The sequence below is a fragment of the Allobosea sp. TBD101 genome (assembly GCF_059817965.1).
Map to the genome: position 1 here is coordinate 944,428 of NZ_CM187543.1, position 14,872 is coordinate 959,299.

The following is a 14,872-nucleotide window of genomic DNA, read 5'->3' on the forward strand; positions in this document are numbered from 1 at the left end:
CTTCGGGCGACAAATTGCACACATGCGCTGTGAGGATTGACGGTCGACTTGGCTCCTGTAGCATCGTCCGATTATGTCCAGAGCGGGCTTCTCACGGTTCCTCGTCGTGCTAGCCTTGGCAACCTGCCAATCAGGCCATGCCAGAGCATCGGACACGGCGCGCGCCTGCCTGATCCACCTAGACGCCGCGTCTGCCATCGCCTGCTATCGCCTCCTCATCGAAGGCATGAAGGACAATACGGCGTGGTGCCAGAGCTTCGGAGTCGGAGAGCTCCAAGAGCTGCAGTCAAACATCAGCAAGAGTTTGAATCAGGTCCTAGAGCACCGACGTAAAATCGAGGACGCTGAGGTTGCTCAGTTTGGTAATCAGGCCAACCAACACGTCAAGGATATCCAGTCAACCGCGGACCCAGCTCGAAAATCGCAGATTGCTGCCCGTTGGTATCAATTCTTAGAGGATCGCAAGCGTAAGAAAGATTTCCAGAAATCAGCTGATGAACTTAAGACAATACACAAAGAATTTGGGGAATTGCAGAGCGCGGCAGGCCGGCTGGATTGCCAATAAATTCGGGATCAACTGAGAAGCCGGCAGAATTTCATTAAACGAGGATCTGATTGACAGAGGGCATCAGAGAGTCTTGCAACCGACGAGCACCATATCGCCGACGCTGCCATGAAAGCGCTGGATCGGCTTCTTGAAGATCTCCTCCTCTCGAGCCCTGCGCAAGCCATAGCCCCGTCGGCCAGGCCCGCTGCCGTGGAAGCGCCTGCGACGGGTTTAGGCGGCGCGCGCCTGGCGATGCCGGTCGCCGGTCCAGCAGCGCGATAAGGCGACAGGAAGCCTGGCCGGCCAAGGAGTTCCGCAACAGCAGCGCTATGGTCAGGGCCCTTCTCAGAGCAATGCTCTTAGCCCCGCGAACATCAAGTGTGAGAAAGTTCGGTAGCGACCAGCGAGCCGATCGCCGGTAAGAAGCTATCATCCTCGGCGATGGTCTCGCCCTGGGTAAAAGCGGTAAGCAGAAATTCCTGCCCCTGCGGCAAGATGGCCCTGAGCGTGTCATGCCGACGAAACGAGGCGCGATCGTCGCCTAGCCAGCGCGTCCGGCCCGCCTTCGACCAGATTTGCGTGTTCGCGGGCAGTGAATCGCCGAGATAGCCGAGCAGCTGATAGGCGCCACGCCCGCGGTCCGGAGAATTTGCGTCGCGGGCGAGATGGTCGCGGATGACGACGCGGCGAGCCGGCGGCAACAGGGCGGAGTCGCTGAAGATCTCGTGCATCAGCCGCGCCATGGCGATCGGCGTCAGGCAATTGTGCCCGGCTGCCGAGCGGTCGAGCGCGATCTTCTCCCGGCCGTAGCGCAGATCGTCCATCAGCTTCTGGTTGAGGTTGATGCCGGCGAGTTCCGGCCAGCCCAATCCAGCGAAGATTCGGTTGATCTCCCCGCGGCGTTCGCACCAGACGTTCATCTCCGTGTCGCTCAGCAGCGTGTCGCCGGTCGTGCCGGTGAGCAGGTCGATGATGTAGTTCGTCGCAGAGTTGGACGACCACAGGATCATGTCGCGCATCGCGCGGTCGAGTTCGGCATGGGCGGTAAGCCGCCCGTCCTCGAGCCGCAGCTGCGCGGCGACGAGGTGGAACACCTTCACCAGCGAGCAGGGATAGGCCCGCCAGTCGGCACGCCGCGCGGCGCCTTCTGGCTTGGCGCCTTCCGCTCCGGGCTGTAGCAGCACATAGGCGAATTGCTCGAAAGGAACGCCGCGCGCGGCGTAGATCGGGGCGGCATGGGCCTCGAGCAGCGCGCCGATCCGCTGCAGTTCGGCATTGTCGGTGAAGAAGCTCATGGCCGTCTCGCGATGCAGTGCGGAAGAGAAAGCGCGTCAGCCCTTGGGCCGGAGCGCGGTGTCGAGGCCCTCACCGATCAGGGCGAAGGCGACGCCGGTGTAGATGATGGCGAGTCCGGGGGCGGTCGCGATCCACCAAGCGTCGAACAGGAACTGGCGTCCGTCGGCGATCATCAGCCCCCATTCCGGTGTCGGCGGCTGGATGCCAAGGCCGAGGAAGGAGAGCGAGGTCACGGCCAGGATCGTCAGCACGACGTCGGCCATGGCGAAGACGATCGCGGGCGTCACCGCATTGGGCAGGATATGCGCCAGGACGATGCGGCGGTCGGTAGAGCCGAAGCTGCGCGCCGCCTGCACATATTCGAGCTCACGTAGCACCAGGACTTCGCCGCGGGTGATGCGAGCAAAGGAGATCCAGTTCACCAGCAGGAAGGCGAGGTAGAGATTGGCCTCGCCGGGCCCGAGAACGCCGACGATGGCGATCACCAGCACATGGAAGGGGAAGGCCCAGAAGATGTCGGTGATACGCATGATCACGGTGTCGACCCGCCCGCCGACGACGCCGGAAAGCGCGCCGATCGCGATGCCGAGGATGGCCGGGGCCACGACGCACACCAACGCGACACGCAGGTCGACCAGCCCACCGGCCATGACGCGTGAGGCGACATCGCGGCCGAGATCGTCGGTGCCGAACCAATGCTGCACCGAGGGCGGTTGCAGCGTGTTGCCATAGTCGACCAGGAACGGGTCGTGCGGCGTCCAGAACTGCCCGAGCCCAACGAACAGGCAAAGCAGCAGCAGCATGGCGAGGCCGACAAGAAGCGTCGGATCGAGGCGGCGCTTGCTCATGGCGTCAGTCCAACCGGATGCGCGGGTCGGCCAGCGCATAGGCGATGTCGGTCGCGAGATTGATCAGGACCACCAGGACGGCGAAGACGACCGTCAGCCCCTGGATCATCGGGTAGTCGCGGGCGAAGATCGACTCGACGAAGAGTGAGCCGAGCCCGGGCAGGGCGAAGACGGTCTCGATCACCACCGTGCCGCCGATCACCCAGCTCGTATGGGCGCCGAGCACCGAGATCGAGCTGATCAGTGCATTTGGCAGGACATGGACGCGCATGGTGCGGGCCGTGGCGTTGCCCTTGGCGCGGGCGGTGGTGACGTAGTCCGAGCCGAGCACGTTGAGGATGCCGCTGCGCAGGCTGCGGATCGTCAGCGACGCGGTCGCCAGCGCGATGACGAAGGCCGGCAGCGTCAGGTGATGCAGTCGCTCGAGCGCGCCGTTGCCATAGCCCGAGGTCGGAAACAGCGGCACCCAGATGGCGAGGACCAGGACGAGCACCAGCCCGAGCCAGAAGGAAGGGATCGCGAGCAGCACCGTGAAAAGGAGCTTGATCAGGAGGTCGGGCGTCCGGTCGCGGCGGACCGCGGACCACAGCGCCAGTGGAATCGTCATCACGACTGCGATCATCGTCGAGTAGGCGACGAGCCAGAGTGTCGCCGGCAGGCGCTCCAGCACCAGTTTCGTCACCGACTGGCCGTAGACCACGGAGCGCCCCAGACTTCCGGAAAGGATGTCGCCAAGGAAGAGCAGGTATTGCCGCCACAGCGGGAGGTCGAGCCCGAGCCGCTGCTTCATCGCCGCTATCTCCTCCGGCCCGCCCCGCGCGCCGAGAAGCAGTGTCGCCGGGTCGCCCGGCAACGCGCGTAGCAGGAAGAAGCAGGCCAGCGTGATGCCGAACAGCACGGGGACGAGCTGGGCGAGACGCTTGAGAATGTAGGTCAGCATGGAGGCACGCCGGGGAACAGGCGGCCTCAAGGCCGCCCGTCCCTCACTTCAGTTTGACGTCTTCGAGGCGGAAGTTGCCGGTCGGCAGCACTTCGAAGTCGCTGACATTGCTGCGGTGGGCATAGGAGGTCCCGGGATAGAACAGGAAGATCGAGGGCGCGCCTTCATGGGCGAGCTTGACCATCTCCTGGAACATCGCGCCGCGCTCCGGCCCGTCCTTGGTGGCGCGCTCCTTGGCGTAGAGCTCGTTGACGCGCTCGCTCTTCCACTCGGTGTGATAGGCGTTGGCGCGCTCGGGATTGACGATAAGGAAGCCCGCCATCTGGTCGGGATCGATCGTATCGCTGGACGCATAGGACACGGCCATCTCGTAGTCGCCGGCCTTGGTCGTCGACCAGTGGGTTCCGCCTTCGACCAGCCTGATTTCGGCGGTGACGCCGATCTGAGCCAATGCGCTCTGCAGCGCCTGGGCCACCTGACGGTGAAGCGGCCGGCCGGAATGCACGAGCAGCGACGTCTTGAAGCCGTCGACATATCCCGCTTCCTTGAGCAAGGCCTTGGCCTTGGCGATGTCATGCGCATAGGGCTTAAGCGTGGGATCGGCATAAGCCATCGGCGGCATTGGCGAGTTGGAGACCTTGCCGGCGCCGAAGAGCAGAGCCTTGATCAGCCCCTCCTTGTCGACCGCGTAGTTCAGGGCCTGACGGACGCGCACGTCGTCGAAGGGCTTCTTTTTGGTGTTCAGCAGCACGAAATCCGTGCGCAGCACGTTGGCGACCTCGGTCTTTATCGCGCCGGAGCGCCCGAGGCTCTGCATCTGGTTCAACGGGATTTCCAGCGCGGCGTCGATCTCACCGGCCTGCAGCTTCAGAACGCGGCTGTTGCCCTCGGGCAGGACCAGGATCTCGGCGCCGTCGAGGCTGGGTTTCCCAGCCTGCCAGTAATGCGCGTTCTTCTTGAGCGAGAGGCCCTGGCCCTTGTTCCAGGCCGCGACAGTGAAGGGGCCGGAGCCAATCGGCTTCTCGAAGAACTTGTCGGGCGCGGCCTCGAAGGCCTTCTGCGGCAGGATCGCAGAGGAGAACAGCGCGAGGTTGTTCAGCAGAGGGGTGAAGACGGTCTTCAGTTTGAGCACGACCGTGCGCTCGTCGGGCGTCTCGATCGCGTCGATGCCGGCGAAGAAGCGCTTCCAGTTCGAGGCGTCGCTGCCCGCACGCTTCAGAGAGAAGGCGACGTCGGCGGCGGTGACGGGCGTGCCGTCGGAGAACTTCGCCTGGCGCAGCTTGAGTGTGTAGGTCAGCCCGTCATCGCTGACGACCCAGCTCTCAGCAAGGCCGGGCTCCAGCTTGGTCGCGTCCGTGCTCGGGCGCAGCAGGGTGTCGTAGATCAGGAGCTGCGCATGGATCGAGGGATTGTCGCTGGTCGCGATCGGATCGAGCGAGACGAGGTCTGACGTCTGCGCCAGCTTCAGGACGCCCTGCGCCAAGGCGGCCGACGGCGTGATGGTCAGCGCCGGGCCGAGCACCGAGAGCGCGAGTGCGGCGGCCGACACCATGGAACGGAATGTGGTCATGGAAATCCCCTGATCTTGGCCGCTTTGCCTGCGCCGCGGCGGTTGCAACCTCCCATGTGCCGGCCTAGTCTCGCAAATGAAACATTCGGCATGATCTTCGACTAAATGGAATAGCCTGGATGAAGCTCGGCGCCTTGAACGTGATCGACGCCTTCGTCCGGCTGGGCGGCACCGGCGAGGCGGCGCAGGGGTTGGGCGTTAGCCAGTCCGCCGTCATCAAGTCGCTGCGCCTGGCGGAGCAGGAGTTCGACCTCAGCCTCGTCGCCACCGTCCAGGGGCGCCTGACGCCGACGCCTGAGGCGCTCGAGTTAAACCGGCTGGCGCGGCCTGCCTTCGACGTCCTACGCCGAGCACATCACGAGGCAGACATGATCCGCGTCGGCATGGCCGACCGTTTGCGGATTGCCACCGTTCCGGGGCTGGCACACAGCATCCTGCCGCCCGCCATCGCCGGCGCGCGCCTCGCCCTGGACGACCGCGCGGCCGTGGAGGTGATGTTCGACCATGTCCGCGACCATCTCAGCGCCAATGAGGTCGATCTCGCGATCTCCTATGGCCCAATGGCGACGAACGGCCTCAAGGACCTCGTCCTGCGCTGCAGCCCGCTGGTCTGCGTGCTCGACAAAGCGCACCCGCTCGCCGGTCGCGATGCACTGACACGCGCCGACCTCGCGGGCCAGCGCCTGATCAGCTACGGGCCCGACGGGTTCAGCCTGGCAGACAGCTTTCAGGATGCGCTCGGTCGCAGCGGGCTGTCCGACCATATCGCCATCACCGTCCGCCACACCGACACGGCCTGCCACCTGGCGCGGGAGGGCGTCGGCATCGCGGTCGTCGACGGCTTCGTCATCAGCAGCGGCCTAACGGAGGGGCTCGCGGTCCGCCCGCTCGACGGCAGCCCGCTGGTCACTGCCTATGCGCATCACCGCGACGGCGCGCCACTCGATAGCGCCGCGCTCATCCTCCTGGAAATGCTCGCTGGAGAGGGCGCATGAAGCCGCTGATGCCATCTCACGCCAGCGTGCTGCGCGCGGTCGATCGCTGCGGCACCACCGTCGAGGCCGCCCGGCAGCTGCATCTCACGCAATCGGCCGTCAGCAAGATAGTCGCCCGCAGCGAGACGAGCCTGGGCATCGCGGTCTTCGACCGCCGCGACGGCCGCCTCGTCCTGCGGCCGCAGGCGCGTTCCCTGATGCAGGCACTCGGCGCGGTCGAGGACGAATGGCGCTCCTTGCGCGAGGCCGTTGGAGACCTTCGTTCGGGACGCGCGCTCCCGCTGCGCATCGCCTCGACGCCGAGTATTGGACAGGGCTTAATCGCGCAGGCCATCCGCCGGCTCGTCACCGAGTATCCAAAGGCGCGCATCGAGTTGATCATGGGCGACGCGCCGACCGAGCTGTCGAATGGCACGGCCGATCTCGGTGTGATGTTCTCTCCGCGCGTCACAGACGACATTGCCCTGACGCCATTCGCTGAAGCGTCAATCATCGCTCTCGTTCGCGAAGACGACCCGCTCGCCGTTCGCGGAACGATTGGTTTGGCTGAGCTTCGGGAGCGGCGCCTGATCTGTTTCGATCGAGCAAAGTCGCCACTGGGCTGGCTCATCGCTCGCGCCTACGAGCAGGCTGGGCTCGACTATGCGCCCTTCATGACAGTGCCATACAGCATTTCGGCCGCGCATCTGCTCGCTCGGCAGGGAGACGTCATCCTTATCGATAGCCTGCTGACGCAGGTCCAACGCTTTGAGGGCCTCGTCAGACTGGACGTCACGCCGGAGCTGCCAATCACCATATGCCTTATGACCGTGCGGAGCCGCCCTTTAACCCGTTTGGCGGCGCGCTTTGTTGAGATCATAACGGACCTCGACAGCCATCGAGAGGCGATAGCTGTGGCGCGCTAGTGCCGCCCGAAGCGGCAATGCACGTTCAGGCCGGCGTCTTGTCGACGAACCATTTGAAAATATTACGTTATTTGCGGGCCCGACCGTCGCGATTCCCAGCTTCGGAGGGCAATGCTCTATCCAGCTGAGCTACGGGCGCTAACCGTGCAGGCTGGATAGCCGATCCCAACTGCTTCGGCAATGCAGGATTTCGGATGAGGCGCAGTTCTCCGAAATGGACTGATCCCGCGCCAGGGTGCCCCATATGACCCGCCGATTTGGAGAACGGAGTGGATGGTTTCGAGATCAAGGAGGTCTTCACCGGAGACGCGACCTCCTCGTGCTCTCACTCGCTTCGCGGCGGCGGGGATCCGCTTGATATCCTGCATGTCGCGTGTGGCGGGCAACCCGGCCGCCACCAGCCGTCGGGGTCGAAGGCCTGCTCTACCTCGAACGCACCGACCAAGGTCTGGCCTGCGACGGCCGCAAGGTGATCCGGCTGGCGGCGTGTCTCGACCATGTCGAACTCGTGCTGAGCGAGGAAGGCGCTTGGCTGCTGCAGCTGCCGCGTCTCGTCCGGTTCCGCTTCGGCGCTCGTCCCGAGCTGCTTCGGATCGCGCTGGCTCAGCTGCAGGCGCTGGCCGCCGCGGGGCAGGACTGCACCCTCATCGACGGACCGATGTGACGGTCCGTCGATGAGGGGACTCGTCTCAGACCTGCTCCTCCTTGGGGCGGGTCGATGGCCGCAGGCGCTCGCGCAAGGACTGGAAGATCACATAGAGCGCCGGAATCACGAAGATGCCGATCAAGGATGCTGCGAGCATGCCACCGAAGACGGGGGTGCCGACATCGCGCCGCGCGAGTTTCGACGGTCCTTCCGCGATCACCAGCGGCAGCAGGCCGAGGATGAAGGCGAAGGAGGTCATCATCACCGGACGGAAGCGCAGGCGCGCGCCTTCGGTCGCCGCGTGCAGCAGCGGGTGGCCCTTCTCGCGCAGCTCCTTGGCGAACTCGACGATCAGGATGCCGTTCTTGGCGGCGAGGCCGATCAGCACGACGATGCCGATCTGGGCGTAGAGGTCGAGCGTCAGCTTCGCCAGGACGATCGCGATGAAGGCGCCGAGGACGCCGACCGCTACCGAGAGCAGCACCGGCACGGGGATCGTCCAGCTCTCGTAGAGCGCGACCAGGAAGAGATAGGCGAAGAGCAGCGCGAAGGCGAGGATGATCCCCGTCTGCCCTTCGGCCCGCTTCTCCTGGAAGGAAACATCGGTCCATTCGCCGCGATAGCCGGGTGACAGCGTCTTGGCCGCGACCGCCTCCATCGCCTTCAGTGCCTGACCCGAGGAGACGCCAGGGGCAGGCGAGCCCTGCAGCGTCACCGCCAGGCGGTTATTGTAGCGGATCAGCGCCTGCGGGCCGACCACGACCTTGGCCTCGACGAAGGAGCGCAGCGGCACCATGTCGCCGGATTTGCTGCGGACGTTGATGCGGTAGATGTCGTTGACCGAGGCGCGGTCGGTGCCTTCGGCCTGGACCTGGACCTGCCAGGTGCGGCCGAACAGGTTCATGTCGTTGACGTAATAGCCGCCGAGCGAGGCCTGGAGGGCCTGGAAGACGTCGCTTAGGGCGACGCCGAGAATCTGGACCTTTTCGCGATCGATGTCGAGATAGATCGATGGCGCCGAATCCGAGAAGGTCGAGAACACCCGCCGCAATTGCGGGTCCTGATTGGCGGCAACCGTCAGACCGCGCAGCGCCTGGCCGAGCGCCTTGGCGTCGGAAGAGCCCATATCCATCAGCACGTAGCTGAAGCCGCCGCCACTGCCGAGGCCGATGATCGGCGGAGGCGCGACCGGGACGACATTGCCGTCGCGCACGCTGCGGAACTTCTGGGCGAGCCGAGCGATGACGGCAGAGGCCGAATCCTCCGGGCTGGTGCGCTGGTCGAACGGCTTCAGGGTTACGACGAAGAAGCCGGCATTGGGCTGGGAATAATTGTCGATGAAGTTGAGGCCGATGACCGTGGAATAATCGGCGATCGCCTTCTCGGTTTTGAGGATGCCCTCGACCTCGGCGGCGAGCGCCGATGTGCGGCCGATGGAGGCGCCGTCGGGCAACTGCGCAACGACGAAGAAGGCGCCCTGATCGTCCTCCGGCAGGAAGCCGGTCGGCGTGACCCGGCTCATGGCGTAGATGCCGGCGCCGAAGGCCGCGGTCAGAACAAGGCTGATGGCCGAGATGCGCACGAGGCGCGCCACGCCGTTGCCGTAACGGTCGCGCGTCCAGTCGATGCCGCGCATGATAAGGCCGATCGGGCCGCGCCGGGGTCCGTGATGCGGCTTCAGCAGGATGGCACAGAGCGCGGGCGACAGCGTCAGTGCGTTGATCGCCGAGAGCACCATCGCGACCGCCACGGTGACGGCGAACTGGCGGAAGAGCTCGCCGGAGATGCCCGGGATGAAGGCGACCGGCACGAAGACCGAGAGCAGCACCAGTGTGATCGCGATGATCGGTGCGACGATCTCGCCCATGGCGCGCTTGGTCGCCTCGGCCGGCGAGAGCTCCGGATGTTCCTCCATCACGCGCTCGACGTTCTCGATGACGACGATCGCGTCGTCGACGACGATGCCGATGGCGAGGACCACCGCGAGCAGCGAGACGGTGTTGGCGGAATAACCGATGGCGTTGAGCACGATAAAGGCGCCGACCAGGCTTACCGGCACGGCGACGGTCGGGATCAGCGTCGCCCTGAGATTGCCGAGAAAGATGTAGACGACAAGCACGACGAGGGCGAAGGCCTCGATCAGCGTCTTCTGAACCTCGTGGATCGTGGCGGTGACGAAGGCGGTCGGGTCGTAGGTGACCTTCCAGGCAAGGCCGTCGGGGAAGGACTTCTCGAGATCGCCGATCGTTTTCTTGACGGATTCGAGGGCTGTGAGGGCGTTGGCGCCGGGCGCCTGGTAGACGCCGATCAGCACGGCCGGGCCGCCGTTCAGGCGCGTGTCGCGGTCGAGATTGGCGGCGCCGAGCTCGAGGCGCGCAACGTCCGAGAGCCGCAGGACCGAGCCGTCGGCATTGGTGCGCAGCACGATCTTGCCGAACTCCTCCGGCGAGGTCAGGCGGCCCTTGGTCTGGATGTTGAGCTGGAGCTGCTGGTCGTCGGAGATCGGGCGGGCGCCGATGCGGCCGACCGCGGCCTGCGCGTTCTGGCCCTGGATCGCGGCGATGATGTCGCCGGTGGTGATGTTGAGGCCGGTCAGGCTGTCGGTGCGGACCCAGGCCCTGATGGCGTAGTCCTGGGCGCCGAAGAGCGCGGCGTCGCCGACGCCGGCCGTGGACTTGATCGCGTCGAGGAGGTTGATGGTGACGTAGTTCGAGACGAAGAGCTGGTTGTAGTTGCCCTTCGGCGCATAGACGGCGATGACGCCGAGAAGGGCCGAGGACTGCTTCTTGACGACGACACCGCTGCGCTGGACCTCCTGCGGCAGCTTCGACAAGGCGAGCTGGACGCGGTTGTTGACGTTGACGTTGTTGATGTCGGGATTGGTGCCGAGCTCGAAGGAGACCTGCAGCGAGTAGCTGCCGTCGTTGCCGCTGACGCTCTTCATGTAGAGCATCTTGTCGGTGCCGACGATCTGGGCCTCGATCGGCTGGGCTACGGTCTGCTCCACCACGGCGGCCGAGGCGCCGGGATAGGACGCCCGGACCGAGATCTGCGGCGGCACGATGTCGGGATATTGCGCGACGGGAATCGCGAACAGCGAGATCAGGCCCGCGATCGTGGTGATGAGCGCTATGACGATCGCCAGCCGGGGCCGGTCAACGAAGACGGAGCTCAGCATGACGTCAGCTCCGGCCGGTCGTAAGGGTCACCGGCGAAGCCAGCACCGGCACGCCGGGCCGGAGATTCTGCAGACCCTGGATAACGATCTGCTCGTTGCCGGAAAGGCCCTGGTCGATCGCGACATAGGAGCCGGCCTCGGCGCCGACCTTGACCCGCTTCACCACCGCCTTGCCGTCCTCGACGGCGAAGACATAGGAGCCTTGTTGGTCGGCGATCAGCGCCGATTGCGGGACCAGCACCTTTTCCTCGCTCTTGTCGGCCTGGACGGCGACGCGCACCAGCGTGCCGTCGAGGAGCTTGCCGGCGGGATTGGGCAATGTGGCGCGCACCAGCACGGTATCAGTGGTGCGCTCGACCGAGACGTCGACGAAGTCGACACGGCCCTTCTGGTCGTAGGTCGAGCCGTCGGAGAATTTGAGGCTGACCAGCGGGGCCTGTCCGTCCGCCGGCAACCGGTTCGTCTTCAGCGCCAGGAATTCGCGCTGGCTGACCGGGAAGGTGACATACATGGGGTTGTCGCTGACGATCTGGGCCAGCACGCCGGTATCGGGGCCGACGACATTACCCATAGTCACCTTGGTGCGGCCGATCCGGCCGGCGATCGGCGCCCTGATCTCGGTGTAGCCGAGATTGATCTGGGCGGTCTTCAGGTTGGCGGCGGCCGTGGTTTCGTCGCCCTGCGCGCCCTTCTCGTCGGCGACACGCTGGTCGCGGATGGCGACCGAGCCGGCATTCGTCTTCAGCAGGTCCTCGGCACGCTGGCGCTGCACCGTGGCGTTCTGGAGGGCGCCCTGGGCCTTCTCGAGCGCGCCTTGCGCTTGCTCGACCGCGGCCTCGAACGGGCTGCGCTCGATGCGGAAGAGCGGAGCCCCCTCGGCGACGGTCGCCCCGTCCTTGAACAGGACCTCTTCGAGATAGCCGGTGACGCGGGCGCGGATGTCGACACGGTTCACCGCCTCGATCCGCCCGACGAAATCGGCGGTCTGGGTGATGGCGCGCTTCTCGGCGATCACGGTGCCGACGGGAACGGCGGTGGGCGCCGGCTGCTGGGCGAGGGCGCCCGCGCCGAGGCCGAAGATGAGGAGCGCCGCGAGCGTTGTGGAGGAAAGGCGCAAGGCCGAGGAGAACCGCTGCGCATGCGCCATCCGAGACTGCTCAGACATTTGTTCACCCCTTAGCCATTGTTCGCCCCGTTCAATCGGAAGGTACAGGGCGAGCTATTCATAGCTGGATCGATACTGGGCACATTCCTCCGAAAACGCTACGGTCTTATTGCGCGCCTGCGTTGCGTGTCCGGCTTCCATCATTGTCCCGGCGGGAATGCACTCACGACAATCTGTCGAAGCTGTCGGTGCGGGCGACGTCCCCGTTGCGGCGATGGAAGGTGTGCTCGCAGAGCCCGGTCCGCAATTCGCACGGCTGCAGGAAGACGTGCAGATCGGAGAACAGGCGAATCTCGGTGGCGCTGACGCGGCGCACGAGACGGCGTGGGCCGAGCTCTTCGGGATGGATGAGGCCGGCCGCCGTCAGCATGTTCGGCCAGCGCGTGCAGCGTATTGGCGTGGAATCGGTGGACGCGCTGCGCCTTGTCTGGCACGATCAGCGCCCGCTTGGCCCTCGGCCACGTGTGCGGCTAGGGCAGCGTTGAAGGCTTCCTTGTTTGGATGATTCCGCAGATCGCCTAGATTCGGCCACCCAATCGCAACGTAAGCCTGCTCGATTGTCGATGGGTCGATTATCGACGTGCCAACCCATGTGCACGCCCCATACCGTCGGTTTGCTGAGGAAGCGACGCAGGGCGTTCGCGAGATCGCGGCTTGAATGCGTCCCGTCACGCGGGACCGCGCCCGGTCCGTTAGACACCGCCGACCTATCTGGACGGTTCCCGGTTTCGTGGTCAAAGCCGAGCATCACGCCGAAGCGCGCTCGAACGCTTCTGGACTGATGTCGTTCGCGCTCGGGACATGCGTCACTTTCGCGGGCGTTGAGAATACCGACAGCCGCGACCGATCGCTCTGCCACGCTCCACTTTTGGGGTCGCTTCAGTCGAAGAGCCGGCGCACGACGGCGGTGGTCACGCCCAATGTCGCGACCTGCGCAAAGGCTTTGACATAGTTGCCGGCGTAGAAGCCGCGGATCATCTCGATGCGCGTCTTCAGCTCCTCGTCGAACTTGATCGCGAAACCGTCCGCCAGCTTGCGCACGATCGTGCCGCGGACCGCGCGCCCGCCGATCGTGCAGATGACGGCCGTGCCCAGCGGCGCAGGAGGTTCGCCGCGCAGCCCAGCCCCAGTGATGGAAATGTCCGTCAGCCGCAGGATCAGGCTTTGCCCGGCACATTCGAGCATGATCGCCTCGTCGGTCGCGAAGCGCTCCGCCTTGCGGCGGCGTGGCTGTTCGATGCAGACGAAGCAGACGATGATGAGGACAATCAGGTTATACCAGCTCCAGGCGAAGGCCAGGCCGCCCGAAGTCAGGCTGTCGCCGCGCACATGGATCGCGAAGGCATAGACCAGCCCGGCCAGGGTGAGGAGAATGATGCTGCCGTAGATCTTCACGAGCGGCCATTCGATGAAGCGCTGGCCCCGGTCGCCACCTTTGGCGGTGACCTTGAACTTCTGGTTCCGCGGCCGCAGAAGCCCGGTGAAGACCGCTTTCAGAATCGCTGGAGCTGCGATGAACTGGGACACGTCGGTCATGAAGACCAGCGAGCGGCCGCGCGAGATCCAGCTCATCGTGACCGAGTGCCACAGGAAGAACGGCAGGAAATAACCGAGCAGGTCGTAGAGATTGGCATCGACGGTATGGATGCCGAACAGCAGGTAGCCGATCGGGACGAGCAGCCCGAGCAGCTTCGCGATGTAGACGGCGGTCCAGTTGAGGAAGGTGTCCACCAGAGACAGGCGATCGATGAAGGTGAGGCTCGATGTGCGCGAGAACGGGCCGCTGCGCCCACGCGTGATCTGCATGAAGCCCAGGCACCAGCGGCCGCGCTGCGTGATGTATTCCTTGAGGCCTTCGGGGGCGAGCCCGAGCGTGAGCGGCTCGTTCAGATAGGCGGTGGTGAAGCCCGTTTCCTTCAGCCGCAGCGTCAGCAGATAGTCTTCCGTGACGGAATCGGTCGGAAAGCCGCCGATCCGCATCAGCGGCTCGAAGCGGATGACGGAAGAGGTGCCGCAGCAGAACGCCGCGCCCCAGGCATCCTTCGAGGCCAGCACGACATCGAAGAAGAAGCGCTGCTCGTCCGGCCAGACATGGGCGGCGGCGAGATTGGTCTGGATCGGGTCGGGATTGATGAAATGCTGCGGCGTCTGCACCAGGCCGACGCCCGGATCCCGGAACAGGCACAGCGCTCGCGGGAGGAAATCCGGGAGCGGGACGAAATCCGCGTCCAGGATCGAGATGAACGCAGGAGGATCCGGCAGGGTCGCCAGATGCGCCAGAGCATGATTGATGTTGCCGGCCTTGGCATGGCTGTTGTCCGGCCGGGTCAGATAGCGGCAGCCCAAGCGCTGCGACAGTTCCTCGAGCCAGGGGCGGCGGCCGTCGTCGAGCACCCAGACGCGATAATTGCCGTGGTTCATCCCGGTCGCGCCGATGATGGTGCGCTCGAGGATGGCCTCTTCCTCGTTGTAGGTGCAGATCAGGACATCGACCAGCGGCGGCTCCAGGCTTGCGAGCCAGGCCTTGTTCGCCTCGACCTCGGGCGAACGGTTCCGCGTCCGGCACAGGAAGATCGAGGCCAGGATCGCCGCCGAAAGCGACGCCGCTTCCGCGACCAGGAAAATGCTGCCAGCCGCGAAATCGGCCGTCCAGCCGACCGGCGGCAGGGTCGACGTCACGCGCCAGTGGAAATAACGCAGCAGCAGCAGCAGCCCGACGCCAACCATCAGCATGCGCGCGGGTGTCCGGTCATGCCTCAGCAACGGGGTGAGCATGACGGCA

The 14,872-nt window shown here is 65.1% G+C and carries 12 protein-coding genes; 4 read left to right on the forward strand and 8 right to left on the reverse strand.

Annotation, left to right across the window (positions count from 1 at the left end; all coding sequences use genetic code 11):
• Positions 1 to 73: 73 nt before the first annotated feature.
• Entirely contained in the window at positions 74 to 565 is a 492-nt protein-coding gene (locus tag AC6RIC_RS04460; RefSeq protein ID WP_499735274.1) for a hypothetical protein, read from the forward strand.
• A 356-nt stretch (positions 566 to 921) separates the two neighbouring features.
• Here AC6RIC_RS04460 and AC6RIC_RS04465 read toward each other — a convergent pair whose 3' ends face one another.
• From AC6RIC_RS04465 to AC6RIC_RS04480, 4 genes are read right to left on the reverse strand one after another with little or no spacing between them, the layout of a single operon-like run.
• Complete coding sequence (locus tag AC6RIC_RS04465) at positions 922 to 1,842, reverse strand: serine hydrolase (protein ID WP_499735275.1); 921 nt, start codon at positions 1,840 to 1,842, stop codon at positions 922 to 924.
• A gap of 36 nt (positions 1,843 to 1,878) precedes the next feature.
• Entirely contained in the window at positions 1,879 to 2,691 is an 813-nt protein-coding gene (locus tag AC6RIC_RS04470) for an ABC transporter permease (RefSeq protein WP_499735276.1), read from the reverse strand.
• Between the two features lie 4 nt (positions 2,692 to 2,695).
• Complete coding sequence (locus tag AC6RIC_RS04475; protein ID WP_499735277.1) at positions 2,696 to 3,631, reverse strand: ABC transporter permease; 936 nt, start codon at positions 3,629 to 3,631, stop codon at positions 2,696 to 2,698.
• Between the two features lie 43 nt (positions 3,632 to 3,674).
• Positions 3,675 to 5,201, reverse strand: a complete 1,527-nt coding sequence (locus tag AC6RIC_RS04480) for an ABC transporter substrate-binding protein (protein WP_499735278.1) — start codon at positions 5,199 to 5,201, stop codon at positions 3,675 to 3,677.
• Between the two features lie 119 nt (positions 5,202 to 5,320).
• Between AC6RIC_RS04480 and AC6RIC_RS04485 the strand changes: the two genes are divergently transcribed.
• The 3 genes from AC6RIC_RS04485 (at position 5,321) to AC6RIC_RS04495 (ending at position 7,765) form a co-directional block, all read left to right on the forward strand.
• On the forward strand, positions 5,321 to 6,196 hold the full coding sequence (locus tag AC6RIC_RS04485; protein ID WP_499735279.1) for a LysR family transcriptional regulator: 876 nt from the start codon (positions 5,321 to 5,323) through the stop codon (positions 6,194 to 6,196).
• Complete coding sequence (locus tag AC6RIC_RS04490; RefSeq protein WP_499735280.1) at positions 6,193 to 7,101, forward strand: LysR family transcriptional regulator; 909 nt, start codon at positions 6,193 to 6,195, stop codon at positions 7,099 to 7,101. Before AC6RIC_RS04485 ends, AC6RIC_RS04490 begins: the two co-directional genes overlap by 4 nt.
• Before the next feature lie 373 nt (positions 7,102 to 7,474).
• The gene (locus tag AC6RIC_RS04495) at positions 7,475 to 7,765 is read left to right on the forward strand and encodes a hypothetical protein (protein ID WP_499735281.1); all 291 of its coding nucleotides are present in this window, start codon (positions 7,475 to 7,477) and stop codon (positions 7,763 to 7,765) included.
• Between the two features lie 25 nt (positions 7,766 to 7,790).
• On the opposite strand, the gene AC6RIC_RS04500 is transcribed toward AC6RIC_RS04495, so the two are convergent.
• The 4 genes from AC6RIC_RS04500 to AC6RIC_RS04515 form a co-directional block, all read right to left on the reverse strand.
• Entirely contained in the window at positions 7,791 to 10,925 is a 3,135-nt protein-coding gene (locus AC6RIC_RS04500) for an efflux RND transporter permease subunit (protein WP_454654974.1), read from the reverse strand.
• A gap of 4 nt (positions 10,926 to 10,929) precedes the next feature.
• The gene (locus AC6RIC_RS04505) at positions 10,930 to 12,090 is read right to left on the reverse strand and encodes an efflux RND transporter periplasmic adaptor subunit (protein ID WP_454654976.1); all 1,161 of its coding nucleotides are present in this window, start codon (positions 12,088 to 12,090) and stop codon (positions 10,930 to 10,932) included.
• A gap of 163 nt (positions 12,091 to 12,253) precedes the next feature.
• Complete coding sequence (locus tag AC6RIC_RS04510) at positions 12,254 to 12,460, reverse strand: hypothetical protein (RefSeq protein WP_147020835.1); 207 nt, start codon at positions 12,458 to 12,460, stop codon at positions 12,254 to 12,256.
• A gap of 509 nt (positions 12,461 to 12,969) precedes the next feature.
• A complete protein-coding gene (locus tag AC6RIC_RS04515) occupies positions 12,970 to 14,865 on the reverse strand; it encodes a glycosyltransferase (protein WP_454658934.1) in 1,896 nt (631 codons plus the stop codon).
• Positions 14,866 to 14,872: the final 7 nt, after the last annotated feature.